The 21,335-nt window shown below is 71.6% G+C and carries 13 protein-coding genes; 4 read left to right on the top strand and 9 right to left on the bottom strand.

What is annotated here, in order from left to right; genetic code table 11:
- Positions 1-2 precede the first annotated feature (2 nt).
- Together AC4D2C_RS13905 and AC4D2C_RS13910 are read right to left on the bottom strand one after the other, a co-directional pair.
- The gene (locus AC4D2C_RS13905; protein ID WP_490906340.1) at positions 3-680 is read right to left on the bottom strand and encodes a DUF5998 family protein; all 678 of its coding nucleotides are present in this window, start codon (positions 678-680) and stop codon (positions 3-5) included.
- Positions 681-750: 70 nt separating this feature from the next.
- Positions 751-3,594 (bottom strand): bifunctional acetate--CoA ligase family protein/GNAT family N-acetyltransferase, encoded by a 2,844-nt coding sequence (locus tag AC4D2C_RS13910; RefSeq protein ID WP_490915464.1) that lies wholly within the window; start codon positions 3,592-3,594, stop codon positions 751-753.
- Between the two features lie 110 nt (positions 3,595-3,704).
- Here AC4D2C_RS13910 and AC4D2C_RS13915 point away from each other — a divergent pair, with 110 nt between their 5' ends.
- On the top strand, positions 3,705-6,380 hold the full coding sequence (locus AC4D2C_RS13915) for a DNA gyrase/topoisomerase IV subunit A (RefSeq protein WP_490915465.1): 2,676 nt from the start codon (positions 3,705-3,707) through the stop codon (positions 6,378-6,380).
- A gap of 27 nt (positions 6,381-6,407) precedes the next feature.
- Here AC4D2C_RS13915 and AC4D2C_RS13920 read toward each other — a convergent pair whose 3' ends face one another.
- The 4 genes from AC4D2C_RS13920 to AC4D2C_RS13935 all read right to left on the bottom strand — a co-directional run bounded on the left by AC4D2C_RS13920 (position 6,408) and on the right by AC4D2C_RS13935 (position 13,835).
- Positions 6,408-7,469, bottom strand: coding sequence for a GNAT family N-acetyltransferase (locus AC4D2C_RS13920; RefSeq protein ID WP_490915466.1), 1,062 nt, complete (start codon positions 7,467-7,469; stop codon positions 6,408-6,410).
- Positions 7,470-7,533: 64 nt separating this feature from the next.
- Entirely contained in the window at positions 7,534-11,169 is a 3,636-nt protein-coding gene (cydC, locus tag AC4D2C_RS13925) for a thiol reductant ABC exporter subunit CydC (RefSeq protein WP_490915467.1), read from the bottom strand.
- Positions 11,166-12,188 (bottom strand): cytochrome d ubiquinol oxidase subunit II, encoded by a 1,023-nt coding sequence (cydB, locus tag AC4D2C_RS13930; protein ID WP_490915468.1) that lies wholly within the window; start codon positions 12,186-12,188, stop codon positions 11,166-11,168. Before cydB ends, cydC begins: the two co-directional genes overlap by 4 nt.
- Positions 12,189-12,266: 78 nt before the next feature.
- The gene (locus AC4D2C_RS13935) at positions 12,267-13,835 is read right to left on the bottom strand and encodes a cytochrome ubiquinol oxidase subunit I (protein WP_490915469.1); all 1,569 of its coding nucleotides are present in this window, start codon (positions 13,833-13,835) and stop codon (positions 12,267-12,269) included.
- Positions 13,836-14,056: 221 nt separating this feature from the next.
- On the opposite strand from AC4D2C_RS13935, the gene AC4D2C_RS13940 reads away from it, so the two are divergent.
- Together AC4D2C_RS13940 and AC4D2C_RS13945 are read left to right on the top strand one after the other, a co-directional pair.
- The gene (locus AC4D2C_RS13940; protein WP_490906349.1) at positions 14,057-14,425 is read left to right on the top strand and encodes a BlaI/MecI/CopY family transcriptional regulator; all 369 of its coding nucleotides are present in this window, start codon (positions 14,057-14,059) and stop codon (positions 14,423-14,425) included.
- 7 nt (positions 14,426-14,432) lie between these two features.
- Positions 14,433-15,452, top strand: coding sequence for a M56 family metallopeptidase (locus tag AC4D2C_RS13945; protein ID WP_490915470.1), 1,020 nt, complete (start codon positions 14,433-14,435; stop codon positions 15,450-15,452).
- 66 nt (positions 15,453-15,518) lie between these two features.
- Here the strand turns inward: AC4D2C_RS13945 and AC4D2C_RS13950 are convergent, their stop codons facing one another.
- On the bottom strand, positions 15,519-17,627 hold the full coding sequence (locus AC4D2C_RS13950; RefSeq protein ID WP_490915471.1) for a DNA gyrase/topoisomerase IV subunit B: 2,109 nt from the start codon (positions 17,625-17,627) through the stop codon (positions 15,519-15,521).
- A 253-nt stretch (positions 17,628-17,880) separates the two neighbouring features.
- On the opposite strand from AC4D2C_RS13950, the gene AC4D2C_RS13955 reads away from it, so the two are divergent.
- On the top strand, positions 17,881-18,102 hold the full coding sequence (locus tag AC4D2C_RS13955) for a DUF7455 domain-containing protein (RefSeq protein ID WP_490915472.1): 222 nt from the start codon (positions 17,881-17,883) through the stop codon (positions 18,100-18,102).
- Between the two features lie 263 nt (positions 18,103-18,365).
- Here AC4D2C_RS13955 and AC4D2C_RS13960 read toward each other — a convergent pair whose 3' ends face one another.
- On the bottom strand, positions 18,366-19,577 hold the full coding sequence (locus tag AC4D2C_RS13960; protein WP_490906358.1) for an RNA polymerase sigma factor: 1,212 nt from the start codon (positions 19,575-19,577) through the stop codon (positions 18,366-18,368).
- Between the two features lie 306 nt (positions 19,578-19,883).
- Complete coding sequence (locus tag AC4D2C_RS13965) at positions 19,884-21,290, bottom strand: DUF4192 domain-containing protein (RefSeq protein WP_490915473.1); 1,407 nt, start codon at positions 21,288-21,290, stop codon at positions 19,884-19,886.
- Between the last annotated feature and the right edge of the window lie 45 nt (positions 21,291-21,335).

Here is a 21,335-nt window from a genome sequence, read left to right on the forward strand (position 1 = left end):
CGCTACTGCTGGTGGTGCGCCCGGGTGAACCGTGCGCCGAACCCCGGCTGACGGCGGGCCGCCACGTCCGGGGCGGCGATGTGTCCACCGGCAGCGGGGCTGGCCGTGTTGGCCTTCCGCAGTGCGCGGGCGAACCCCTTCGCGTTCTGCACGGCCTGTGCGCCGTCCGCCTCGGCGCTCACGCGCAGGACGATGTCCTCCTGCGCCATGGTGCCGGTGAGGCCGTGGTCGGCGTCGCACTGGGGATCGCCGCAGCTCGCGGGGCCGATGTCGAGGCGCTGGCCGCCGGACCAGGCGATCGCGAGCGTCATCTCGCGGACGGGGTCGCTGGGCTTGTAGTCCTGCGGCTGGGCGTAGAGGTAGCTGAGGACCACCGAACGGATCTGGCTGACCGGGACGGACTCCGTGGAGATCTGCGCCGTGACCTGCTCGCCGGCGTCGTCGAGCTGCTGGTCGTCCACGTGCGTGATGACGAGCATGTCCTCCGTGAGCACGAGGACCGTGATGTGCCGGTGCACCTCGGTGCGCTCGAAGTGCGTCTCGAGGTGCGCGACGTGCGAGAGCGGCTCGCGCCCGTCGAGCGCGTCGTGGACGACGTCGGCCACGAGGCGCGGGTAGAAGCCCGCCCGCTCGAGGGATGCATCGAGGTCGCGCCACTGCGCGGAAAGCGATGGGGTCATATGCCCAGTTTCCCCCACCGGACCGTGTTGTGCCTAACCCGGGGCGGCGGTGCGGGCGTGCCGACGTCCGTCAGTCGCGCATGGCGCGGCGGGCGCTGTCGGTGCGCCGCTGCGGGTTCCCGACGTCGATGACGGCGCTGAGCACGGCGAGGCCCGGCGACGCGACGAGGACCGGATTGAACTCGAGCCGCGCGATCTCGGGGTGGTTGTCCTTCAGCAGGGCCACGCGCGCCACGAGGTCCTCGAGGGCCGCGACGTCCGCCGGCGGGAGGCCCTGGTAGCCGAAGAGCTTGCGGGAGGCGCGCGGCGCGCGGACGAGGTCCGCGACGTCCCCCGTGCTCAGCGGCGGGACGGCGTGCGCCCAGTCGTCGAGGAGGTTCACGGAGTCGCCGGCGAGGCCGAAGGACACCACGGGGCCCATGAGCGGGTCCTCGATGGCGCTGATGCTGCAGGCCTGGCCCGACGGCGCCATCGACTGCACCTCCATGCCGAAGTGGCCGAACGGCGCCAGCACCTTCTCCATCCGGGTGATGTTGCGCCGCAGGGACTCGGCGTCGTCGATGTTCAGCCGCACACCGCCGAGGTCGAGGCGGTGCCGGAGGTGCTCGTCCATGGTCTTCAGCGCGACCGGCCAGCCCAGCCGTCCGGCCTGCTCCACCGCCTCGTCGGCGGAGGTGAAACGTGCGGAGGGCAGGAGCCGGATGCCGTAGGCGCCCATGAGCGCCGCGCACTCCTCGGGCGTGAGCCGCGTGAGTTCGATGTCCGCGACGCGCGCCCTGACCTGCCCGAGGACCCGCGTGGCCCCGTCGACGTCGACGCCCGCGGGGTCCAGGAACTCGCCGTGATCGCGGGCACGCCAGTGCGCATAGCGGACGACGGCGCCCAGCGCGGCGAGCGCGGCCCCCGGGCTCGGGAAGCACGGCAGTCCGCGCTGGAGGGGCAGCACCGCGGCGGCGGTCTCGCGTTCGGCCGGCCCGGCGGCGGTCGGGCGCTCGGCGTGCCCGGCCGTGGTCCGGGCGCCTTCGAGCGGCGCCGTGACGGTGTCGTCCGTCGCCCCGTCCGCGCCGGTGCCGACCGTCCCCTCCGCGCGGGAGCCTGTCCCCGGCGAGCACACGAGGCCGTCCAGCTGCAGGCGGGCGTCGAGGATCCCGGTGAAGGAGGCGATGACCGGCTTGCCGGCCCGCTCGGCGCACTCCTGCAGGCAGGCGGCTACGGCGTCGGCGGTCAGCCCGCGGGCCGGCAGCGTGGTGATGATCGCGGCGTGCACGGAGTCCGCTCGCAGGGCCTCCAGCACGGCCGCGGCGAGGGCGGGCAGGGCCACGGACTGCCCGGTGTCGAGCCGCAGGCCGGCCTCCAGCCGTGCGACGGTCATGCCCTGCGAGACGACGCCGTCGGCCACCACCTTCCCGAGCGCGGACGAGTTGCTGAAGACCGCGACGCCGGGGCCCTGGGGCAGGGGCTGGCTCGCGACGATCTGCGCGATGTCCATCAGTTGCTCCGTCGTCTCCACCCTCATGACACCCGACTGCCGGAGCATGGAGTCGAGGGCCCCGGGCGGCGCCTGGGAGGTGCGCACCGCGTGGCCCGGCGGCAGCTGCAGACCGGTGACGTCGGACTTCGCGACGATGACCGGCTTCGTCCGGGCCAGGCGCCGGGCGATCCGCGAGAACTTCCTCGGGTTGCCGATCGATTCGAAGTACAGCCCGACGGCGCGGGTGGTGGGGTCATCCTCCCAGAACTGCATGGCGTCGTTCCCGGATACGTCGGCACGGTTCCCCGCCGAGATCACGGACGACACCCCGAGCCCGCGCCGGTGGGCGCTCGCGTAGAGGAGCACGCCGAGGCCCGCGGACTGGCTGAAGAGCGAGAGCGCGCCGCGGCGGGGCAGCGCGGGCGCCATCGAGGCGTTGAGGCGGACCGCGGGGTCGGTGTTCACGAGGCCGAGCGACGCCGGGCCGACCACGCGCATGCCGTGCGCCCTGGCCTTGTGCACGAGGGCGCGCTGCCGCGCGAGCCCTTCGTCGCCGTCGTCGGCGTAGCCCGCCGTCGCCACGAGGAGCCCCTTCACGCCGGCGCGGGCGCATTCGTCCACCACGGCGTCCACCTGGTCGTGGGGCACGGCGACGACGGCGAGGTCCACAGGCTCGGGGACCTCGGCCAGGGAGGCGTGCGAGATCATGCCGTTCAGTTCGAAGGCCTCCGGGTTGACGGCGTACACGCGGCCGGTGAAGCCGCCGTCGATGAGGTGCTCCAGGAGGGCGTACCCCACGGTGCCCCATTCGCGGCTCGCACCGATCACGGCGACCGACGACGGCGTGAGGAGCTCCGCCATGCTCCGGGCCTCCGCGCGGTGCTCCCGGGCCTCCATCACGGCCTGGGACTTCCGCGTGGGGTCGATGTCGAAGCTGAGCATCACCACGCCGTCGTCGAAGTGCCGCTCCACCTCGTAGCCGGCCTCGGCGAAGACCGTGATCATCTTGCGGTTCTCGGGGAGGACCTCGGCGGAGAAGCGGCGGATGCCGTTCTCGCGGGCTGCGGCCGCCAGGTGCTCGAGCAGGATGGAGCCGACGCCGCGGCCCTGGTGGTGGTCGGAGACGTTGAAGGCGACCTCGGCCTCGAGCGGGTCGTCGAGCCGGTCGTAGCGGCCGATCCCGATGATGTCGTCGCCGCGCGTGATCACGAAGGCCACGCGGTCGCGGTGGTCCACCTCGGTGAAGCGTTTGAGCTCCTTGGTACTCAGGGTCGCCTTGTAGGTGAAGAACCGCAGGTAGATGGAGTTCTGCGACTGGCTCACGTGGAACGCCTGGACGGCGTCGGCGTCGGAGGGCGAGATGGGGCGCAGGTGGCCTGTCCCGCCGTCGCGCAGGACGACATCAGCCTCCCAATATTCCGGGTATTGTCCGTCCGTCGCCATAGACTCAGGGTAGTCGGCATCCCCCCGTCCCCGGCCCGAGGCCGCGACCGGACGCGCGGAAGCCCGCGATCCGCCCCATCCGAACCCCTGAGTTGTTGAGGAACCGCCACGTGGCCAGGCGCCAGAACTCCGTACCGCCGGAGGATTTCACCGAGAAGATCATCGACATCGATGTCGAAGCCGAGATGGAGGACTCCTTCCTCGAGTACGCGTACTCGGTGATCTATTCCCGTGCCCTCCCCGATGCGCGCGACGGGCTGAAGCCCGTGCAGCGCCGCATCCTGTACATGATGACGGACATGGGCCTGCGCCCGGACCGCGGCCACGTGAAGTCGGCGCGCGTGGTCGGCGAGGTGATGGGCAAGCTGCACCCCCACGGTGACACCGCCATCTACGACGCCATGGTGCGCATGGCACAGGACTTCTCGCTGCGCCTGCCCCTCATCGACGGCCACGGCAACTTCGGCTCGCTCGATGACGGCCCCGCGGCCGCCCGGTACACCGAGGCCCGCCTCGCTGCCGCCGCACTGACTCTCACGAACCACCTCGACGAGGACGTCGTCGACTTCGTGCCGAACTACGACAACCAGCTGACACAGCCGGAGGTCCTCCCGGCGGCGTTCCCCAACCTGCTCGTCAACGGCGCCAGCGGGATCGCCGTCGGCATGGCCACGAACATGCCACCCCACAACCTCGGGGAGGTCGTCGCGGCGGCACGCCATCTCATCGCGAACCCGGATGCCTCGCTCGAGGACCTGACGCGCTTCGTCCCCGGGCCGGATCTTCCCAGCGGCGGCAAGATCGTGGGGCTCGACGGCGTGCGCGACGCGTACGCGACGGGTCGCGGCTCCTTCAAGACGCGCGCGAAAGTCACGGTCGAGCAGCTCTCGGCCCGGCGCACGGGGCTCGTGGTCACCGAGCTTCCGTACACCGTGGGCCCGGAGAAGGTGATCGAGCGGATCAAGGACGCCGTCACCTCGAAGAAGCTGCAGGGCATCTCGGACATCGTGGACCTCACGGACCGCACCCACGGGCTCCGGCTGGTGATCGAGCTCAAGAACGGGTTCAACCCGAACGCCGTGCTCGCGCAGCTCTACCGCTTCACGCCGATGGAGGACTCGTTCGGCATCAACAACGTGGCGCTCGTGGACGGCCAGCCGCGTACGCTCGGGCTCCGGGAGCTCCTGCAGGTCTACGTGACCCACCGGATCCTCGTGGTGCGCCGCCGCACCTCCTACCGGCTGCAGCGCAAGCGCGACCGCCTGCACCTGGTCGAGGGCCTGCTCGTCGCGATCGTGGACATCGACGAGGTCATCCAGATCATCCGATCCTCGGACGAGTCCTCCGCCGCCCGCGAGCGCCTGATGTCCATCTACGACCTCACCGAGATCCAGGCCAACTACATCCTCGAACTGCGCCTCCGGCAGCTCACCCGGTACTCGCGCATCGAGCTCGAGAAGGAACAGGAGCAGCTCCGCCTCGACATCGCCGAGCTGGAGGCGATCCTCGGCTCCGAGGAACGCCTGCGCACCCTCGTGTCCGACGAGCTCGCCGAACTGTCCGACCAGTTCGCCACACCGCGCCGGACCGTCCTGCTCGAGTCCGAGGCCGCAGCCCCGCTGAAGGGATCGGCCCTTCCCGCTCCGGCCGCAGGCAAGGGCGTCAAGGCCGTCCTGCCGCTCGAGATCGCGGACGACCCCTGCTGGGTGCTGCTCTCGGCGTCGGGGCAGCTCGCCCGCACCTCGGACCGTCAGCCCCTCAGTGACGGCCAGCGCATCAAGCACGACGCCTTCCGGTCCGTCCTGCCCTCCACCGCCCGGGGCGAGGTGGGGGCCGTGACCTCGGCCGGGCGCATGATCCGCCTCCAGGTCATGGACATGCCCGCCCTGCCGCCCACCGCCGGTGTGCCCAACCTGGCGGGCGGCGTGCCGTCGTCGGAGTTCATCACGCTCGAGCGCGGCGAGAGCCTCGTGGGGCTGGCACCGCTGAACGGCGTCGTGGCCCTCGGGACGGCGCAGGGCGTGGTGAAGCGCGTGCAGCCGGATTACCCGCTGAACCGCGACGACTGGGAGGTCATCACGCTCAAGCCCAAGGACCGGGTGGTGGGCGTGGCGTCCGCCGCCGACGCCGACGACCTCGTGTTCGTCACGCGCCTGGCGCAGCTGCTCCGCTTCCCGGCCTCCGCGGTGCGGCCGCAGGGCCGGACGGCCGGCGGCATGGCGGGCATCAAGCTCACGGCGGACGACGCCGTCCTGCACTTCGGTGCAGTGGCGCACGGCGACGAGCAGGGCGTGGTGGTGACGGTCGCCGCGCCGGGGGACGCGCTGCCGGGCACGGCCGCGGGGTCGGCGAAGATCACCGAGTTCTCGGAGTACCCCGTCAAGGGCAGGGCCACGGCGGGCGTGCGCGCGCACCGGTTCCTGCGCGGGGAGGAGACCCTGTCGCTCGCCTGGGCAGGTCACGGACCCGCTCGAGCGGCGTCGGCCAACGGCGTGGCCCGGGCGCTGCCCACGGAGCACGGGCGGCGTGACGGCTCGGGTGTGCCGCTGACGCAGCAGATCGACGCCGTCGGGCCCGCGCTGGCAGGGCTCATCGAGTCCTCCGGTCCTGTCGCCCCGCCCGTGTCGGGGTCCGGAGCCGATGAATCGGGCCCCGCTGACCCGGCAGGGTCCGGTGCCGCAGGGCCGGGTGCGTCGACGGCGGGTGTGCGGCTCGTGGAGGGTTCAGCACCTGCGGCGTCGAGTCGCGCTAAGGATGCCGGCGACGGTCAGGGCACGCTGCTCTAGCTGCTCCGCAGCGGCCCGCCGCGGTGCTCAGTCCGACGGGACGACGAGCGGCAGGTCGAAGACGATCGCCCGCTGCGTCGGCATGTACCCCATGCGTTCGTACAGCCCGAGCGCGCCCGACGGGTTCTCGGTGTCGACCCCCAGCCCTGCGTTCTCCATCCCGGCTGCCCGGTACCGCTTCATCGCCTCGGCGAGGAGCGCCGGCGCCAGGCCGCGGCCACGCCATGACCTCCGGACACCCAGCAGGTCCGTGTAGCCCTCGGAGTGCCCGAGCAGCTCGCGGGAATCGGGGTCGTAGCTCGCGAGCTGGTAGGCGGCCACCTCCCCCTTGGCCGCGTCGACGAGCGCGAGGCTCCAGTCGGGGCGGAACTCGGGGTGCGTGACAGTGAACTGCCACGACTCCTGGTCGCGCGGCTCGCTCCCCCAGTGGTCCTGGAAGGCGTCGTTGTGCGCGAGGCGGACCAGCTCGACGATGTTGCGGTCGGCGCCGTCGGCGAAGCTCACCAGCTCCAGCTCGGGCGGGAAGGGCAGCTCCGGGATCGGCTGGTCCAGTGGCCGCGTCATCTCCGTGAAGTACCGGACGATCGTGCTCCCGCTCGCCGTGAGCAGGGCCAGGTGCGAGGGATTGCGTTCCTCGACGTAGTTCCGGAACGTACCCTCGGCCTGGCCTGTCTCGCGCAGCCGTCCGACGGCGCGCCATGCCTGCCAGGCGAGCACCGCGCGGCCGATCCCGCGGCCGCGCCACTCCGGATCGACGCCGCCCGCGCCGTGGATGAGTGAGGAACCGGAGTTCATGGACAGGCGCCCGAAGGCACGGGGTACGCCGGCGTCGTCGAATCCGACGATCGTGTCACGGCGCGGGTCGTTCTTCGAGGCGCGGAGCGCCTGCTCGAGGTCGGCGCGCTGCTCCACCCAGTCGGGTTGGTCGACGGCCGCGATGCGTCGGGTCAGGGCGAGCCAGGCGTCGATGTCCGCGTAGTTGAGCGGACGCCACCGCAGCGCGGCGGGCAGTGGCGGTGCCTCGGTCTCGGCCGGGCTGGCGGCAGGCTGCTGTCCGGGGTGCTGTCCGGGCTGGTCGCGGGTGCTCATGGTGCCAGCGTATTGCAGGGCGGACCGGCTCGTCCGGATGCGACGCATGGCCCCGGGACGGGCGTCACGCGCACCGGTCGCCTCCGGACCGGGCTGCGGGCTCAGGGCCCGGGAGGGTCAGCGCCCCGTCGCACAGCGCGGCCTCGTCGGGGTCGTGCGTCACCAGGAGCACTGCAGTGTCGGGCAGCCCGCGGCGCAGGTCCTCCAGCAGCGAGCGGGCGCCGTCTGCGTCGAGGTGGGCGGTGGGCTCGTCGAGGAGGATGACGCCGGACCGCGTCAGCAGGGCACGGGCCACGGCGAGCCGCTGCCGCTGCCCGCCGGACAGGCGGGAGCCGCCCGGTCCGGCCTGCGCGTCCAGCCCGTGCTCGAGGCCGGCCACGAACTCCGTGAGGCCCACGGCCCGGAGGGCTCCCTCGAGCTCGTCGTCCGTGGCCGGATCGCCGGGTGGTCGGGCGAGCTGCAGGTTGGCTCGAAGGCTCGAGGCGAACAGGTGGCTCTCCTGCGGACACCACGCGACGCGCGGCGCAGGACCGCCGTCGTGCGGTACGCCGTCGACGAGCAGCCTGCCCTCCTCGAGCGGCAGGAACCCCAGCAGGGCGCCGATCAGGGTGGACTTCCCGCTGCCGGACGGTCCGGTGAGACCCGTCCAGCGGCCCGCCTCGAGGTGCAGGTGCACGCCTGTCACCACCGGCCGGCCGCGCTCGTATCCTACGGCGGCGTCCTCCAGCTCGAGCCGTCGGACAGCGGCGGGGCTGCTTGTGGCGCCGGCTCCGGGACGGTCCCCGTCCTGTGGCGGTCCGAGCCTCGGCCGGAGGCGGCGCACGACGGCGGAGAGCGCACCCCAGGTCTGGACCGCGGAAGCGCCCGCGACGAAGGGCTCGATCAGCGCGAGCTGCATCAGCACCAGCACCGCCGTGATCTCTGCCGGCCGCCCCGCAGAGGCGAGGATGCCGAGCGACGCCGCGCAACAGGCGGCGACGATCACCGCCGTCGCCGCTCCGGCCGCGGCGGCGGACCGGCGTGAGGCTGCCGTGGCCCTGCTGTCCAGGCGTCGCGTCAGCCCGAGCGCCACGCGGTGGGCGCCGTTCACGCGGAGATCGGGGGCCGCCCGCACGAGGCCCGTCACGCGCTCGAGCGAGTCCGCGCGCAACTGCACGGCGGCGGCTCCGGCGGCCCGCTCACGCGCGACCGCCACGATCGGGGCTACGACGACGGCCGCGCCCACCGCGAGGGCCTGCCAGCCGAGGGCCGCGGGATGCAGCACTGCCGTGGTGATCAGGGCTGCGACGGCCGTGAGGACCGAGGTGAGGAAGGGCAGCAGCGCCCGCGCCGAGAGGTCCCGCAGCTCGTCGATGTCCCCCACGAGTCGTTCGATGCCGCCCGACCCCCGGGCGATCGTCCGCCACGAGCGCCCCGCCTGCAGCAGGCCCGCCCAGAGGCGGAGGCGCGTGTCGTCGGCCCGGTGGAACACCGCGCGGTGCAGCCACAGCCGCTCCTCGTAGCGCAGGAGGGACCGGCCGATACCGAAGAACCGGACACCGACGATGGCGGTGAGGAGGTAGAGGATCGGTGGCTGCTCGGCGGCGCGGACGATCAGCCAGCCGCTGAGGGCGGTCAGGGCGACGGCGAAGACCGAGGCGCCGAGCCCGAGCGCTGCAGCGGCGAGGAAGCGGCGGTCCCAGGGGCGCACGAGCGCGAGCACGTCGAGCGCGGACCGGGACCACGATGCCCTGCCCCGGCTCGGCGGAGCCGCCGCATGCGGGTCGGTCGCGATGCCGTCGTCCTCGCGCGCGCTGCCGGCGGGTGCGACGGCGGCGGGCGCCACGGATCCGGTCGACGGAGGCCGTGGCACGGCCGACACGGTGGACGTGCCGGACCGGGCGGCACCGGCGGAGCCGCCCGACCGGACACCGGCCTCGGGACCGCGGCCGACGGCGGACCGGGCGGGTGATGCCGCACCGCTCGGTGCGAGGACGCGCTGGGCTTCGAGGCGGATCTCGTCCGTCGCCAGGGAGGCCGTCTCGTCGTCGTGCGCGATCAGGACGACCGCCAGTCCCGGCCGGCGGACCGCGATGGCCCTGCGGATGGCACGGGAGGCGTCCTCGTCCACGTGGGCGGTCGGCTCGTCGAGGAGCAGGAGCCGGACCGCGGGGTCCTGCGCCCGGAGGAGGGCACGGGCGACGGCGACGCGGCGCAGTTCGCCGGGGCTGAGCTCACCCGTTCGCCGGTCCGCCAGGTCCGCGGCCCCCACCGCGGCGAGCTGCTCCTCGATGACGGGGGCATCGTCCGGCAACCGTGCGTAGAGGGCCAGTTCGCCGCGCACAGTGTCCATCAGGAGCTCCGGGTGCTGGGGGACCCATGCGATGCCGTCCTCGGGCAGACCGCCGATGCGTCCCTCCGACCGGAGGCCCACGGGGAGCGCCGCTCCCCCGGCCAGTACCCGCATGAGCGTCGACTTCCCCGATCCGCTCGGACCCCGCAGCGCCAGTACGGAGCCGGGCGCGACGACGAACGAGACGTCCTCGAACACCGGTTCGAGGACGCCGTCGTACCGGGCGCCGAGCTCCTCGACACGGATGACGCCGGGCGCCTCGACCGGGTCCACGCGCCCGGTGCTCGACGCGGACGACGCGGACGACGCGGACGACGTGGAAGGCGCGGATGAGGCGCGCGCCGCGACACCCTCGGCCGCGGGGGCATCGATGACCGCGCGGACCCGGGCGCCGGCCTCCTGGCCGTCCTCGCTGGCGTGGTGCGCGGTGCCGACGTCGCGGAGCGGCCCGTAGCACTCGGGCGCGAGGATCAGGGCGATCAGGGCCGTCTCGAGCCCGAGGTCGCCGTGGATGAGGCGGACCCCCGCGAACACGGCGACGACGGCGACGGAGATGGTGCTGATGAGTTCGAGGGCGAGGGAGGAGAGGAAGACCGTCCGCAGCGTCGTCATGGTGCGCGAGGTGTACGTGCCGGCGATGTCGCGGAGCGCGCGCGTCTGCTCCGCGGCGCGGCCGAGGCCCACGAGGACCGGGAGCCCCCGCGCGAGCTCGAGCAGGTGGTCGGACAGGCGGCCCAGCGCGACGGCGGCCTGCCGGGTGCGCTCCTGCGTGTGGAGGCCGATGAGCGCCATGAAGACGGGCACCAGCGGCACCGTGAGCACGATGATGAGGGCGCTCACCCAGTCCGCGAGGAGTATCCGTGCGCCGATGAGCAGGGGCACCACGGCGCAGGTGATGAGGGCGGGCAGGTACTGCGTGTAGTACTTGTCGAGTCCGTCGAGACCGCGGGTCAGCAGCACCGCGAGGGAGCCCTGCCCGCCGCCGGGGGTGGCGGCGCGTGTGGTACCGCCGTCGTCGAGCACGCGCAGCAGGGCGGCCTCGCGCATCCCCTCCTTGGCGCCGAGGGCCAGGCGCGCGGCGGTGGCGTCCTGGCCCCAGGCCGCGAGGGTGCGCAATGCCGCCCCGAGCACCCCCTGCACGAGGACCGCACGGACATCCGGCGTGCCTGCGGCGAGGGATGCGATGCCGAGTGCGAGCGCCTGGGCCATGAGGACCAGTCCCGCGGCGCGGGCGGCGGCGAGCAGGCCGAGGAGGTACACCGCCGGCGTCGGGCCCTCGCCGGCCGGTCCGGCAGCCGTCAGGACGGCCAGGGGGCCGCGTCGGGCTGCGGGGCCGGCTGCAGGGGTGGCTGCAGGGGTGGCGCTCACAGCGCCGCCACGGCATGCGCCGCGGGGATGCTGGCCTCCGACACGCGCCGGCGGAAGACCCAGTACGTCCATGCCTGGTAGGCGAGGACGAGCGGGAGTCCGAAGCAGGCCACGATGCTCATCAGCCCGAGCGTGTACGGCGATGACGAGGCGTTCTGCACCGTCAGGTCGAACGCCGTATCCAGGGTCGAGGGCAGGACGACCGGGAACACGGCACCGAAGATCGATCCGACGAGTGCGAGCATCCCGACGCCGAGCGCCGCGAACGCCCGCCCGTCGCGTCCGGCGATCGAGCTGCGGTAGGCGGCGAGGGCGGACGCGCCGGCGAGGACCACGGCCAGCCAGGTGATCACCGAGCCCGTGTCCAGCTGGACGAGCAGGGCCCAGCCCAGGAACGGGAGCAGCGCGACGGGCAGGAGCCGACGGAACAGGCGTTCGGCCTGGGCCCGCACGCCGCCCTCCGTCTTGAGCGCGATGAACGCGGCCGCATGGACGAGGCAGAACAGGACGACGGCGGCGGCCCCGAGCAGGGCCGGTGCGGTGGCCCAGGCGAAGGCGCCGCCCACGCGGTTGCCGCCGGCGTCGAGCGGCAGGCCCGTCGTCGTCAGCGCCAGGGCGGCGCCGATCCCGGCCGAGGCGGTGAAGGAGCCGACGGCGATGGCCCAGTCCCAGCGCCCACGCCACGTGTCGCTGTCCCGCTTGCCGCGCCACTCGAAGGCCACGGCCCGGAAGATCAGGCCGAGCAGCACACAGAGGAAGGGCAGGTAGAGCGCCGACAGCAGCGAGGCGTACCAGGACGGGAAGGCGGCGAACGTCGCCCCGACGGCGGTGATCAGCCACACCTCGTTGCCGTCCCAGACCGGGCCGACCGTGTTGAGCAGCACGCGCCGCTGCCTGTCGTTACGCGCCATGAGCTTCATGAGCATGCCGACCCCGAGGTCGAATCCCTCGAGGAACAGGTAGCCGGACCAGAGCACGGCGATCAGGACGAACCAGAGGGTGGGCAGTGCCTCGGTCATCGGGGGGACCTTCCGGTCGGGCGTGGACGGGAGCGGGGGAAACAGCGCATCGGGGGCCGGAGGAGTACTCCGGCCGGGTCAGTAGGCGAATGCGAGGACATCGCCGTCGTCCTTCCCCCCGGTGGCGCCGGGTGCGTCGTCGTGGTGCGCCAGCTCGGGCATGGCCGCGGCGGTGCCGCCACGCACGTAGGTGAACAGCAGTCTCACCTCGACCACGAGCAGGACGGCGTACACGGTGGTCAGGGCGACGAGCGAGACGACGAGCTCGGCGACGGTGACGCCCGGGGAGACGGCCGCGGCGGTGAACATGAAGACGCCGTCGATGCCCGAGAAATCGGGGTTGGGCGCGACGACGAACGGCTGCCGTCCCATCTCGGTGAAGATCCAGCCGGCGGCGTTGGCCCCGAACGGGGCGAGGATGCCGAACACCGCGAGGCGCATGAGCCAGCGCGACTGCGGCACGGTGCCCCGACGGAGGACCCACAGGGCGGCCGCCGCGGCGGCCGCCGCGATCGCGCCGAAGCCGATCATGATGCGGAAGCCCCAGTAGGTGACCTCCATGACGGGCAGGTAGTCGATCTCGGTGCCCGCGCGCTCGCCGTACATGGGGTCGTCCGGCAGCGTGGTGCCGTACTTCTCCTGATACTCGGGCAGGAGGGTGTTGACGCCCTTGACCTCGGTGGTGAAGTCGCCGTTGGCAAGGAACGAGAGCACGCCGGGCACCTCGATGACGGCGGTGATGTCGTCGCAGCTCTGGGCACCGAGGTTGCCGACGGAGAGGATCGAGAAGCCGGTGCCGTCGTGGCAGGCGGCTTCCGCGGCGGCCATCTTCATGGGCTGCTGGTCGAACATGAGCTTGCCCTGCAGGTCGCCGGTGATGCCGGTGCCGGCGAACGCGATCATGGCCACGACGGCGCCGGCCCGCGCGGAGCGCAGCCACACCCGGTGGTCCACGGCGTCGCGGGCACCCTCGCCGCCGACGGCGAGGGTGCCGTCCGCGGCGAGGGTGTCGAGCCCGTCGTGGCGCCGCTTCCACAGGTGGTACCAGCTGATACCGAGCAGGAAGGCCCCAGCCACCGCGAGAGCCCCGAAGAGCGTGTGCGGGAAGGCGACGAGGGCGGTGTTGTTGGTGAAGACGGCCCACGCGTCGACCATCACGGGCCTGCCGTCGACCATCTCGACGCCCACGGGATGCTGCATCCAGGAGTTGGCCACGAGGATGAAGTAGGCGGAGAAGACGGAGGCCAGGACGGCAGCCCAGAGGCTCAGCAGGTGGACCAGCCGGGGCAGGCGGTCCCAGCCGAAGATCCAGAGGCCGAGGAAGGTCGACTCGACGAAGAACGCGAGGAGCGCCTCCATCGCCAGCGGCGCCCCGAAGACGTCTCCGACGAACCGGCTGTACTCGCTCCACGCCATCCCGAACTGGAACTCCTGCACGAGGCCGGTGGCCACGCCCATGATGAAGTTGATGAGGAAGAGCTTCCCCCAGAACTTCGTCATCCTGAGGTAGTGCTCCTTGCCCGTGCGGTGCCACATGGTCTGCATCATCGCGACCAGGAGACCGAGCCCGATGGTCAGCGGGACCATGAGGAAGTGGTAGACGGTCGTGATCCCGAATTGCCAGCGGGCAATCTCCAAGGCTTCCATCGGACCCTTTCGGAAGTGCCGTACGCCGGCGACGCGGAACTTCTACAAGCTGTAGAAGAAGCTCTTCTACACATCGTAGAACAACTGTGCACGTATTTCTACGTGGAGTAGAAATGTCCGGGCTTACGCGGTAGGTTAGATGCATCACGCTTCATCGCTCCCTCCCGGGAGCGGACCGGGGCCCCAAGCGGACCCGGTCCTGCACTGATCGAAGGAAGAACATGGCAACGCTCGGAGACCTCGAACGCACGGTGATGGACCTGCTGTGGGCGACACCGGAGGCGATGAACGCGAATGCGCTCCGGGACGCGATCGCCGAGGCGCCGACGGGGCAGGTGGGGCGCGAACTGGCCGTCACGACGGTCCTGACGGTGCTGTCCCGGCTCGAGAAGAAGGGCCTCGTGGAGCGGGAGCGCGACAGCCGCCCGCATCGGTACCGGTCCGTGACGAGCCGTGAGGACCACACCGCGGAGCTCATGCATGAGGTGCTCGTGACGGCGCCGGACCGCGAAGCCGTCCTCGCACGCTTCATCGGCAGCGTCTCCGAGGCCGAGGCCGAGACCCTCCGCAAGCTGCTCGGCGGCAGCTGACCCTTCGGTGTTCTGGGCCTCCTACCTGCTCGCGGCACTCGCGATCATCCTCGCGTGGCCCGCTCCGATCGCGCTATCCCGGGCCTCCTGGCCCGCCCGCGCCCCCTTCACCGCGATGGTGCTCTGGCAGTCGATCGCCCTCGCCGGAGGGCTGTCCATGATCGGCGCGATGCTCGTCTGGGGCCTCGAACCGCTCGGCGACAACCTCGTCTCGGCGTCGGTGGGCTTCTTCCGCATCCTGGTCGATGACGACTCCGCGGCGACCCTCGGCGTGATCCACGTCTTCGCGATCAGTGCCGCGACGCTCCTGTTCGCGCACCTCCTCTTCACCCTGGCGCTGACCTTCGTCCGCATCCGCCGACAGCGCCGGCGCCACCGGGACATGCTCGACCTGCTGAGCTCCCCCGCCGCCGACCAGCCCGCCACACTCGTGATCAGCCATCCCGCGCCCGTGGCCTACTGCCTCCCGGGCGGCGCCCGCTCCGTGACGGTGATGTCCGACGGCCTCATGGACCTCCTCAGCCGCGCCGAACTCGATGCGGTCCTCACGCACGAGAACGCGCACCTGCACCAGCGCCATCACCTGCTGCTGTGGGCCTTCGCCGCATGGCGTGCGGCCCTGCCATGGCTCCCCACCTCGCAGCTCGCGCAGCGCGCCGTGAGCGAGCTGATCGAGATGCTGGCCGACGACGAGGCGCTGCGCCACGTGGACGAGCCCACGCTCGTGCGCGCCATCGCCATCGTCGGCTCCGGCGCGTTGCCGCCCTCACGCGACGAGCTCGACGATCCGCTCGCGGACCCGCTCACCGGTCCCCGCGCCGAGCCTGGAACCCATCAGGGCGTGCCCGGAGCGGCCGACGTGACCGGCGGGACCGGGGACGCGCGGTCCACGGCCCACCGGCTACGCCGTCTGCTCACTCCCCTGCCGCCGCTGAGCCGCTTCCAGCAGGGCCTGGCCCTGTCCACTGCGGGCATGCTCCTGGTGGTGCCGCCGGTGCTCCTGGTGGCGCCCGAACTGCTCGGCTGACGAGGCCCGGACGTCCCGCGGACCGGGCGCAGCCGGCGCGCGGCGGATGCAGGGCGCAGCCGGCCCTCAGGCGTCGATGCGGTCCCGGTCCAGGGACGCCGCTCCGGCGATGATGAAATCCTTGCGCGGTGCCACATCGCTGCCCATCAGGAGGCTGAAGACGCGCTCGGCGGACTCGGCCTCCTGGATGCGCACGCGTCGCAGGGTCCTGTGCCGAGGGTCCATGGTGGTCTCGGCCAGCTGGTCCGCGTCCATCTCGCCGAGACCCTTGTAGCGCTGGATCGGGGACTTGTACCGCTTGCCCTGCTTCTCGAGCGCGGCCAGCAGGCGCGTCAGTTCCGCCTCCGAGTACGTGTACATCATCTCGTTGGCCTTCGCGCCGCCGTTGATGACCTCGACGCGGTGCAGGGGCGGGACGGCGGCGTAGACCCGGCCGGCCTCGACGAGCGGGCGCATGTACCGGAAGAAGAGGGTGAGGAGCAGCGTGCGGATGTGGGCGCCGTCCACGTCGGCGTCGGTCATCAGGATGACCTTGCCGTACCGCCGCGCGTCGAGCTGGAAGCTCCGCCCGGAGCCTGCCCCGATGACCTGGATGAGGGCCGCACATTCGGCGTTGGACAGCATGTCACCGACGGAGGCCTTCTGCACGTTGAGGATCTTCCCGCGGATCGGCAGGAGCGCCTGGTAGTCGGAGGACCGCGCGTTCTTCGCGGTACCTAGCGCACTGTCACCCTCGACGATGAACAGTTCGGAGCGCTCGGGATCGTCGATGCGGCAGTCCGCGAGCTTGGCCGGCATGGTGGACGTCTCGAGGGCGTTCTTGCGCCGCTGCGTCTCCTTGTGCACCCGTGCGGAGATACGCGACTTCATCTCGGCGACGACCTTCTCGAGCAGCAGGGCCGACTGGGCCTTGTCGTTCCGTGCCGAGGAGGACAGACGGGCCTGCAGCTCCTTCTCCACGACCTTCGCCACGATGGCCTTGACGGCGGACGTCCCGAGGATCTCCTTGGTCTGCCCCTCGAACTGCGGCTCGGCCAGGCGCACCGTGAGGACGGCCGTCAGGCCGGCGAAGACGTCGTCCTTCTCGATCTTGTCGCTGCCCGCCTTCAGCTTGCGGGCATTCGCTTCGATGACCTTGCGGAAGGTCTTCAGCAGGGCCTGCTCGAAGCCGGTCTGGTGCGTTCCGCCCTTCGGGGTGGCGATGATGTTCACGTAGCTGCGGACCGTCGTCTCGTAACCGATGCCCCAGCGCAGGGCGATGTCGACGTCGCAGTCGCGCTCCACCTCGGCCATCCGGCTGTGGCCGCGCTCGTCGAGGACGGGCACCGACTCCTTGAAGCGGCCCGACCCCTGGAAACGCCAGACATCCGTGACTGCGGTGTCGAGCGCCAGGAACTCGGCGTACTCGGAGATGCCTCCGTCGTGCTGGAAGACCTCCTCCACGGCCCCGGACTCCCCCGGGGTCCCCGGGAGCCTCCGCTCGTCACGCAGCGTGATGCGCAGGCCCGGGACGAGGAACGACGTATGCCGTGCACGGGTCTGCAGTTCCTCGTACGAGAAACTCGCGTCGGGCGTGAAGATCTGGCGGTCGGCCCAGTACCTGATGCGCGTCCCCGTGACGCCCCGCTTGGCCCTGCCCACGATCTCCAGGCGGGAGCCGTCGAGGAAGGGCTCGAACGACGATGCGGGCGACGGCGTCGTGCCGTCCTTGAAGACGCCCGGCTCGCCCCGGCGGAACGACATGGCGTAGGTCTTGCTGCCGCGGTCGACGAACACGTCCAGCCGGGAGGACAGCGCGTTGACGACGCTCGCCCCGACGCCGTGCAGGCCGCCGGAGGCGGTGTAGGAGCCGCCACCGAACTTGCCGCCGGCATGCAGTTTCGTGAACACCACCTCCACCCCCGTGAGGCCCGTCTTGGGCTCGATGTCCACCGGGATCCCCCGGCCGTCGTCGTGGATCTCCACGGAGCCGTCCGCGTGCAGGATCACGGTGATGCTCTGCCCGTAGCCGGCCAGCGCCTCGTCCACGGAGTTGTCGATGATCTCCCAGAGGCAGTGCATGAGGCCGCGCGAGTCGGTGGACCCGATGTACATGCCGGGACGCTTGCGCACCGCTTCGAGGCCTTCGAGGACCGAGAGGTGCCGGGCGGTGTAGTCCGAGGTGGGGGGTGTCACGGTGATGCGATCTCCTTGGCGGAACAGGCACGCACCAGGACAGGCGCCGGGCGGTGTGTTCGAAAGGGAAGGGGACCTCCAGTCTATTGCCGGGTACCGACAGCATCGGCCAGGCGCGGGACCGATGTCCCCGACCGATGTTCCGGGAACGCCCATACCCCCTGGTACGCCCGGAGCGAAAGGAGACCCAGCCTGGGAAGCGCCGCCGACGAATAGTGGTTATATGAGTACACGATCCACAGGAGGAGACCCCATGACCACTGCAGTAGCAACTCGCGAAATGACTGCCCTGGACCGTTGCGACCGATGCGGCGCCCAGGCCTACGTGCGGGCCGTCCTTCAGTCATCCGGTGGAGAGCTTCTGTTCTGCGGCCACCATGCACGCGCCGTCGAAGCAAACCTGAAGCCCCTCACCTCGGAGTGGCAGGACGAGACGGAGCGGCTTCACGCGAAGCCCGCCGTCGTCGTCGACTGACCCAGAGGCACGCAACCCCCTACCAGGCGCCCCGTGTACAGGCGTTGAAGCTCAGCGAAAGGCCCCCTCCGCCGGAGGGGGCCTTTCCGCGTTCAGAACCTCCTGCCGGGCCTCCTGTCAGTCCTCCTGTCGGTCCTCCTGTCGGTCCTCCTGTCGGTCCGACACGGAATGGCAGAAGGCAAGCGCTTCAGACGCGGCAGGGCCCCTCCCGAAGGAAGGGCCCTGCCGGACGCGCCAGATGGCGGACTGGTCCGGGTCGCGGATCAGTCCAGGTAGTCCCGCAGGACCTGTGACCGCGAGGGGTGGCGCAGCTTGGACATGGTCTTCGACTCGATCTGGCGGATGCGTTCGCGGGTCACGCCGTAGACCTTGCCGATCTCGTCTAGCGTCTTCGGCTGTCCGTCGGTGAGGCCGAAGCGCATCGCGACGACGCCTGCTTCGCGCTCGGAGAGGGTGTCGAGCACCGAGTGGAGCTGCTCCTGCAGGAGGGTGAAGCTCACGGCGTCTGCCGGGACGACCGCCTCGGAGTCCTCGATCAGGTCACCGAACTCGGAGTCGCCGTCCTCACCGAGAGGGGTGTGCAGCGAGATGGGCTCACGGCCGTACTTCTGCACCTCGACGACCTTCTCGGGCGTCATGTCGAGCTCGAGCGCGAGTTCCTCGGGCGTGGGCTCCCGACCCAGGTCCTGCAGCATCTGCCGCTGGACGCGGGCCAGCTTGTTGATGACCTCGACCATGTGCACGGGGATGCGGATGGTGCGCGCCTGGTCCGCCATGGCGCGGGTGATGGCCTGGCGGATCCACCAGGTGGCGTAGGTGGAGAACTTGAAGCCCTTGGTGTAGTCGAACTTCTCGACCGCGCGGATGAGCCCGAGGTTGCCTTCCTGGATGAGGTCGAGGAACAGCATGCCGCGCCCGGTGTAACGCTTGGCGAGGGACACGACGAGGCGGAGGTTCGCCTCGAGGAGGTGGTTCTTGGCCCGCTTGCCGTCGTGGATGACGAATTCGAGCTCGCGCTTGAGCTTCGGGTCCATGTCCGGGTCCGCGGCGATCTTCTCCTCCGCGAACAGGCCCGCCTCGATGCGGAGGGCCAGGTCGACTTCCTGCTCGGCATTGAGCAAAGCGACCTTGCCGATCTGCTTCAGGTAGTCCTTGACCGGATCGGCGGTGGCGCCGGCGGACACGACCTGCTGGGCGGGGGCGTCGTCGTCGTCGGCATCCGAGTAGACGAAGCCCGTGGTCGTCCCGACCTCGGCGGCCTCGGGCTTGAGGTCCTCGGGGTCGACGTCGACGGCGGCGTCGACGACGGGCTCGGCCGCGTCGAGCGTGTCCACCGAACCCTGGGCGTCGGAGGTCGAGGCCTTCGTGGCCGGGGAAGCAGCCTTGGCGGCAGGCTTCTTGGCCGCCACCCGTCGCTTCGTGGTGGTGGTACCGGCGTCTGGCGACACCGGTGCTGCTGTCTTCTTGACCGGCACAGAAAACCTTTCATACGGCGGTGTGTGGTGCAATCAGAGGGACAACACCACTATGACCCTGTCAAGTCCGCGCTGGTTATCAGAAATATCCGGCGGGGCCAGGTCCCTTATGGAACGATCCCGCCGCCTTCGCTATTCCCCTCCGATCCGCCGGAAGGCGGGACCGCTCGGGGGAATGCTGGGAGTTGTCTGATGCACGGACCCAACCGGGTCTCAACTGCCATTGTCTCACGGCTGCCCGCCGCGCCGGAAATCATGACGGCGCCGTTCCGTACGGCATCCGGCCCCGTCATGCGTGCGCGACGATCACGCCGCGCCCGTGCAGGTCCGCCCGGCGTCGGCGGTCCAGGCCGTCGAGCGCTTCCGGGCCCATGCCGGCAGCCCGCCGCGGTGCAGGAGTTCCGAGAGCAGCCGGGCGAGCCGGTACCCCGGCACCGTCAGCTCGGCTGCCTCCAGGAACACCGCCGCACGGGACCCCCGTCCGCGCGCGTACTCGAACCAGGCGCACATCGTCAGGGCCGCTGCCCGTGATTCGCCGTCGGACACCGCAGCGAGCCGCGCGAGGACCTGCGCCAGCGCATCCACGCGGTGCCAGGCGATCATGCCCGTGAACCGCCCGGCGAGGACATCTGCGTACAGCAGCGCGGTCTCGTCCGCCTCCCGTCCCGGCGACGGGTGCTCCCGCGGGCCGGCCGGCATGGTGTTCGCGGAGAGGGCGGCGGGGATTCCCTCCACTGCCTCCTTCAGGCCCGCATTCCGGCCCCCGGCATCGCATGCCTCGGGCAGCACCGGAGGTGGAGCGCCCGCAAGCTCCTCCGCTCCCCCGGGGATCCCGCCGGTGTCCCTTCCCGACACGCCGCTGCCGAACAGGCCGCAGGCCGCCGCGCCGTCGAGTGCCCGGGCTGAACCGAGGCAGGCGCTGGCGAGCAGGAAGTCGCGGATCGTCCGCGACTCGATGCTCGCCAGCAGGAATCCGGTCACGTCCGGGTGGGCGGCGGTCTCGAACCCGTGCGGCAGCAGCAGGACGGCGTCCCAGACGGCGGAGGTCGCGAGGAACTGGGTGGCGCACGTCCAGCGACCGGAGCAGGACGCCGCGAAGTGGGCCTGCGCGTCCTCGACGGCCCGCAGCTCCCCCTCGCTCGTCATGCCTCCCGCGGCGACCGCCGGGGCAGCGCGGAGGACGGCCTCGGGCGCCGACGCGTCGAAGGCGCTCCCCCCGAACACCAGCTCCGCGCCGAGGGCGCTGGACGCCACGGCGTCGAGCGGCTCGCCCGGCCAGGGGCAGCAGTCGTCGTCCCTGCAGAAGTAGTTGCGCCACCCGGCCGCGGAGACGAACCAGCCGTCACGGATCGGAAGGCCGGCGACCTCGAGAGCGGCGTCGAGGGCGGACACCAGCGCCTCGTGCGGTGCCGGCCCGAGCCGGGGCCACTCCTCACCGCCGTACACGATCACGAGCGTCCCGTCCGCGTCGGCGTCGCCGCGCAGGAACGAGAGCACTCCCTCGGCGAATCCGAGCGGGTCCGTGCCGCCCGGTGGCAGATCGACCCGGAGCGTGGCTCCCAGGCGCCGGCCCGTGGTGGTCAGCACGACGAGGCTCCGGGCAGGCATGAAGCCGAGCGCGTGGGGTACGTAGGACAGGATGTCCGCCGGCGAGGAGACGGCGAAGGACGGGGACTGCCGGCTGCCCGGCTTGGGGCTCGAGGAGGATGACATGCAGGCCAGCCTGCTCGCCGTGCTGCCGCCCCGCCCGCTGCACCG

This window comes from Arthrobacter sp. TJ-240, assembly GCF_058269195.1.

What these genes read in the sequence shown, in the direction of transcription:
- AC4D2C_RS13940 (WP_490906349.1), top strand. Translation starts at nt 14,057, where the DNA reads ATGGCAACGCTCGGAGACCTCGAACGCACGGTGATGGACCTGCTGTGG.
- AC4D2C_RS13935 (WP_490915469.1), bottom strand. Translation starts at nt 13,835, where the DNA reads ATGGAAGCCTTGGAGATTGCCCGCTGGCAATTCGGGATCACGACCGTC.
- cydB (WP_490915468.1), bottom strand. Translation starts at nt 12,188, where the DNA reads ATGACCGAGGCACTGCCCACCCTCTGGTTCGTCCTGATCGCCGTGCTC.
- AC4D2C_RS13905 (WP_490906340.1), bottom strand. Translation starts at nt 680, where the DNA reads ATGACCCCATCGCTTTCCGCGCAGTGGCGCGACCTCGATGCATCCCTC.
- AC4D2C_RS13910 (WP_490915464.1), bottom strand. Translation starts at nt 3,594, where the DNA reads ATGGCGACGGACGGACAATACCCGGAATATTGGGAGGCTGATGTCGTC.
- AC4D2C_RS13955 (WP_490915472.1), top strand. Translation starts at nt 17,881, where the DNA reads ATGACCACTGCAGTAGCAACTCGCGAAATGACTGCCCTGGACCGTTGC.
- AC4D2C_RS13920 (WP_490915466.1), bottom strand. Translation starts at nt 7,469, where the DNA reads ATGAGCACCCGCGACCAGCCCGGACAGCACCCCGGACAGCAGCCTGCC.
- AC4D2C_RS13965 (WP_490915473.1), bottom strand. Translation starts at nt 21,290, where the DNA reads ATGTCATCCTCCTCGAGCCCCAAGCCGGGCAGCCGGCAGTCCCCGTCC.